The sequence below is a fragment of the Clostridia bacterium genome (assembly GCA_014360065.1).
Classification (GTDB): domain Bacteria; phylum Bacillota; class DSM-521; order Neomoorellales; family JACIYF01; genus JACIYF01.
Map to the genome: position 1 here is coordinate 1 of JACIYF010000157.1, position 4941 is coordinate 4941.

Genomic DNA, 4941 nt, shown 5'->3' on the forward strand with positions numbered 1-4941 from the left:
GCTGCACAACTTCAAGCCCCAGACTTACTCAAACCTTGTCTCCTACCCCATGACCGCCTCCTCAACCGGACGATTTTCGCTTACTGCGTTCCATTATCATCATTGATTCGGAAGGACCTATTTACTTCTATGAAGATCAAAACGGTCACTGAATTTTACTTGACCATGGCATCCTTCCATCACCCTCGACCTTGGGGCGGCATATCATAAACATGACAAAACCAAAATTGCCATCGTCCCCAGCAATTAGAAAGGAGGCTAATCATGAACGGGTACGAAGAGAAAGGAGTAGGCGCCCAACAGCAGGTGGTTCCCGGGCCATGCAACCCGGTTACCGGTTGCCCACCACCAACTGAGATAGTCTGTATCAAGGTGGATAAAGTATATGAAGAGTGCCGCCAGACCTTGACCAACGTGGAGACGGTTGACCTAGCTACAGTTACGCCACCACCAGTAGGGACCATAACCTCAGTGGAATGCGTATCAGCTCAGGTAACTGTAGGCCCTACGTGTACCATCCTACCGGGCGGGAGAGTTAGAGTGACTTTCAGCTATACCTATACCATCCGGTGGACTGATGATCTTGGCCCTCACCTTTATACCTCCCCTGCCATCCCCATGGAGATTACCGTGCGGATGGCCCGGGCCGGCGAGCCAGGACTCTTGCCCCAGTGCGAAGTCTACCTGGACTGTGTAGAGAGCTTCCTCTCCGACGCCACCGTAGTCACGTCCTGCATCGGCAAGCTAATCCTCTTCAAGCTATACTCGCACGTGCAACTCATGGTGCCATCGTATGGGTTCTGCCCGCAGCCGCCTGAGTGCCAAGTTGCCGGCCAGTGCCCCACCTGGGAGGCTCCGTGGCCGCCCTACCCGCCTCAGACTTTAGGTCCGACCTCAGAGTGAGAGTCCAGGGCTCAACCGGAAGCCCAAGCAAAGGGGCGACCCGAAGGGCGACCGGCCGAATTAAAAACTTATCAATACCGGGGCCAGCGCCACCAGGCTGGCCCTGGTTGCCATTGAGGACAATTGATTCATCGCTACTTGATTTAAATTAGGGTGCATCCGAAAGAAGGAAGTATGAAAATGGCCGGGGATGCTGGCGTAAGGCGACTTTGGGCGAGCCCTGCGAGCCGTTGGCGAGGCCGAGCCCGGAGGCGGGGCCGAGGACAGGACGTCCGAGGCCGGCCTCTTGAGACAGGAGGTCGAATTGGCCGGGAACCCCGCCGAAGGGCGAGGGGGAGCCGTACGGATCGCTGGCGAGGCCAGTCTTTCGCCGGCGCCAGCGCCCCGGCATGGGAAATGTTTCGGAAGCATCTAAATTGGCTTGGGGGAGGAATAATAAGATGGGAGACCGGGAGAATCTCATCCAAGCGTTAAAGTACGAGGAGACCATCCTCCGCTATTACCAAAACTACGCCCGCCAGACCAAAAGCCGGGACTTAAGAAAGATGTTTCAAGCCTTTGCGGAGGAGCAAAGGCAGCACCTCATTCGTATCCGCTCCTTGTTGAACGAGGGCTGCCGGCCTTGAGGGTAGGTTAAGGCCGCCGGCGGCGGCCTTAACCTACATCCAGCCACTGCCCGGGCTCCTCGAATCTTCGGCCAGGCCTTGCCAGGGCCGGTACAAACCATGCTCGATGCCCAAAATATCTAGGGCCCGACCCACGCTTTGGTTAATGATATCATCCAAGGTTTGGGGGCGGTTGTAGAAGGCGGGGATTGGCGGCAATACCGTGGCCCCAACCTCGCTGACTTGGACCATCAGCCGCAAGTGACCCAGGTGCAAAGGCGTCTCCCGGACCATAAGCACCACCGGCTTTTTTTCCTTGAGGCAGACATCGGCGGCGCGAACGATGAGGTTAATGTTGAAGGAATTGGCTACCGCTGAAAGCGTCTTGATGCTGCAGGGGGCAATCACCATGCCGTGCCGCTTGAAGGAACCGCTGGAAAGGGCCGCCCCCAGGTCGTCGATGGAGTAGACCTTGGTGGCTAGAGCCCTCACCGCTTCCGGCGAATAAGCCGTTTCCGCCAACAAGGTCTTCTCTGCCCAAGGCGACATGATCAGGTGGGTTTCCACATCCGGCCGGTCCCGCAACACCTCCAGGAGGCGAACGCCGTAGATCTGCCCGGTAGCGCCGGTCATGCCGATGATTATGCGTTGGGGAGACAACTGGTATCACTCCTTCTGCTAAGGGGCCCGACCCAAGCTGAAGTTGTTGGCGCTTGTCCCCCCAATTTTCGCATAAAATTGGCCTGCCTGCAATCAGGGCTCTACTATTTCTGTTTAGCGCCTGCTTAGTATCAGTACCCATCTGGTTACTGCTGCCCAGGCCGAGCAGCATGCCCTACCCAAGACTCTTGGCGCCAGTCCCATACCAGGGTTTTTTGGGCTCCATATTTAAGTATCACTTGCGAGTTAGAAGTGACTGTGCCCACAACCTCGGCACTAAAACCCGCCCCTCGAAGTTGGTTGAGTACGCCTGGTGTTGCCCACGGGGCTACGGCCAACACAAAGCCGCATCCGGGGTAGCTTGTAAGCCACTTAAGCCAGGGGCATCCTGCGGGACGGGGGATGCGTTCAAGCTGGATAACCGCCCCACAACCAGAATGCTCAAGGAGCATGCCCAAGGTACCAAGGATCCCCGGATTGGAAATATCCTTGGCTGCGTGTACGGGGCGCTGGAAGTTGGCAACTGGTCTCCAGGCGCCAAGCTTAGCGATGGCTTGTAGCCGATTTTGTATTGCTTGGGGCTCCTTAAAGGAAGTAGAGTCCCAGTGAGGAAAATCACTGCGAAACCGTCCTTCTAAATCTATGGCCACGATTAGAGAGTCGGCAGGTCGCGCCGCATTGTCGGGAATGAGGTTCTCTTGCCGAACGCTTCCCAAGATAGCCACTGCCACTGATAGTTCGCCCTCGGGATGAAGGTGCCCGCCAACTACGGGAACGCCAAATTTGCGGCTTGCTACCTGCATGCCTTTGGCCATGACTATGCGCGCCTGCCCATCCCCGCCCTGCATGATATTGACGCAAGCCAGCGGCCTTCCCCCCATGGCATAAATGTCGTTAACGTTGACCAGGATAGAGCAATACCCGGCCCACCAAGGATCAACGGTAACCCCCTGCTGAATGCCGTCAGCAGCTAGAAGAAGAAAGCTCTCCCCCCAGGGTATATAGGCAGCATCATCTCCCATTCCCAGCACCAACGCGTTGGCGAGGGTACTTATACCGGCCAGAAACTGGTGGCTATCGGAGGAGAAAATAGAGGCGATTTCGCCTATGGCAGCTTTTCGTCTCCAAGCGGGACTTGACTTGAGCTTGGCCACCAGCTGAGCTAGGTCCACCTCTTCGTCTGGGTCGGATGGCGCCGACAAACCAGGCGCAGGCGCCGGCCTAAGCAGGGAAGAATTTCCTTCGACCCCAAACTGAGCTTCAGTCATGGGGAATTCCATCCACAGGTGGGGATAGCCTTTGTAAAGGCGAGGCGAGGAGATGGGTACCCACCCTAGACGGCTAAAAAAGGGCAGGTTTTGTTCTTGAATGTGGGCAATAAACCGGCGGGCGCCTAGCTCGGAGGCGAGCTGAACTGCCCGGTTCACCAACAGCTTACCTATCGCTCCCCGGGCTTGCGGCAATACTGCCAGTCTACCCCCAACCCAAACTTGTTTATAAGCAGGAAATAGCCGTACCGTGCCCACCGCTTCTTTGCCTTTCAAGGCCAAGAGATAAATAGACCGGCGGTCGAATACGTCCTCGTCGGTATCGGGAAATAGCTTTTGTTCCTCAACAAATACTTGGCGCCGAATACACTTGACGGCAGCAAAGTGCTCCTCAGTTTCAGCCCGAAGGATCTCTATCTTATCATGGTGGGGACGGCTCTTCTCTGCCAAAGCTTCCAATTTGATCCCCCCATCTGTGCAGAGCGCGCACCCATCCATAGTGGCCACGCCATTATTGGTTGGCCTCCTGAGCCATCCAGTCCTGATAATCGGGTAGCGCAGAACAGGATATGCATCGGCCACACCCAGCACGAATATCGTGGTGCCAAAGCTCATTTTCATTGAGGATACCAGCTATCTCCAGGTACAGACGGCGCATGCGCTCGGGTGGCGGCGGCAACTGATTGCCCAAATTGGTGCCCGGTATGGGACGAAACGGGACCACAAAGGGGTATACCCCAATCTCGGCTAATTGTCGCACGCCCTCAAGGATAGACTTATCGTCCTCTCCCAGGCCGACCAAAATATAGGAAATCACTTGGTTGGGACCAAATATGTCTACTGCCTTTTCCCATGCCTTCCAAAAAACGGAGAGGCCCAACTCAGCTTTATAGGGCGCTACCCGTTGCCATACATTCCCATCAAAACTCTCAACATGAATGCCAACCGTATCCGCTCCCCAATCCCGAAGCATCTGCAGGCAGTCGGTATCATGAGGTGGCAGAATTTGAACTTGAACCGGAAGCCCGGTGGCAGCCTTTATGGCGGCCGTGGCCCGACTTAGAGCCCGAAACTCCTTTCCTGCGCCCGGGAAGGAACCGCTAGTTAGGGTAACATGGCAAGCCCCGTAGCGCTGGGCAATCGCAGCTGCTTGAGCCAGTTGCTCCGGCGACTTGATTCTGGTAGTATGGCCCCGGGCCAAGGATAACCCGATTCCGCAGAACTGGCATCGTTTGGGACTTGACCAAATCGCACATTCCTGGATCACCGTGGAAGCCAAGCAATCCACTCCATGGAGTAAAGCTAATTGGCTAACGGGGATGCCGTCCACATTTTCGGCAAAGTACTCGCGCTTGACCGGAAAGCTAATCGGTACCCGCTGGGGCTGATCCGCCTCGCTCGCCAGATGGAGGAGTTCAGCTTGCTCGGTAGCCTTGTCCAGCTTCAAGCGATAGGGGGATAAGCGTGCATACCCACTAAAGGCAGGAACGCTAGCGTAAGTGGCT

General features: G+C 56.1%; 5 protein-coding genes. 2 read left to right on the forward strand and 3 right to left on the reverse strand.

The features are described 5' to 3' along the window. Positions 1-264: 264 nt before the first annotated feature. Positions 265-903, forward strand: a complete 639-nt coding sequence (locus H5U02_13990) for a hypothetical protein (GenBank protein ID MBC7343532.1) — start codon at positions 265-267, stop codon at positions 901-903. Positions 904-1343: 440 nt separating this feature from the next. Then, positions 1344-1529, forward strand: coding sequence for a hypothetical protein (locus H5U02_13995; GenBank protein ID MBC7343533.1), 186 nt, complete (start codon positions 1344-1346; stop codon positions 1527-1529). Positions 1530-1562: 33 nt separating this feature from the next. On the opposite strand, the gene H5U02_14000 is transcribed toward H5U02_13995, so the two are convergent. From H5U02_14000 to H5U02_14010, 3 genes are all read right to left on the reverse strand, one after another. After that, positions 1563-2141, reverse strand: coding sequence for a UbiX family flavin prenyltransferase (locus H5U02_14000; GenBank protein ID MBC7343534.1), 579 nt, complete (start codon positions 2139-2141; stop codon positions 1563-1565). A gap of 173 nt (positions 2142-2314) precedes the next feature. Further along, positions 2315-3895, reverse strand: a complete 1581-nt coding sequence (locus tag H5U02_14005) for a GNAT family N-acetyltransferase (GenBank protein MBC7343535.1) — start codon at positions 3893-3895, stop codon at positions 2315-2317. A 52-nt stretch (positions 3896-3947) separates the two neighbouring features. Continuing rightward, the coding region (locus H5U02_14010) for a radical SAM protein (protein MBC7343536.1) at positions 3948-4941 on the reverse strand (994 nt) is incomplete at its 5' end.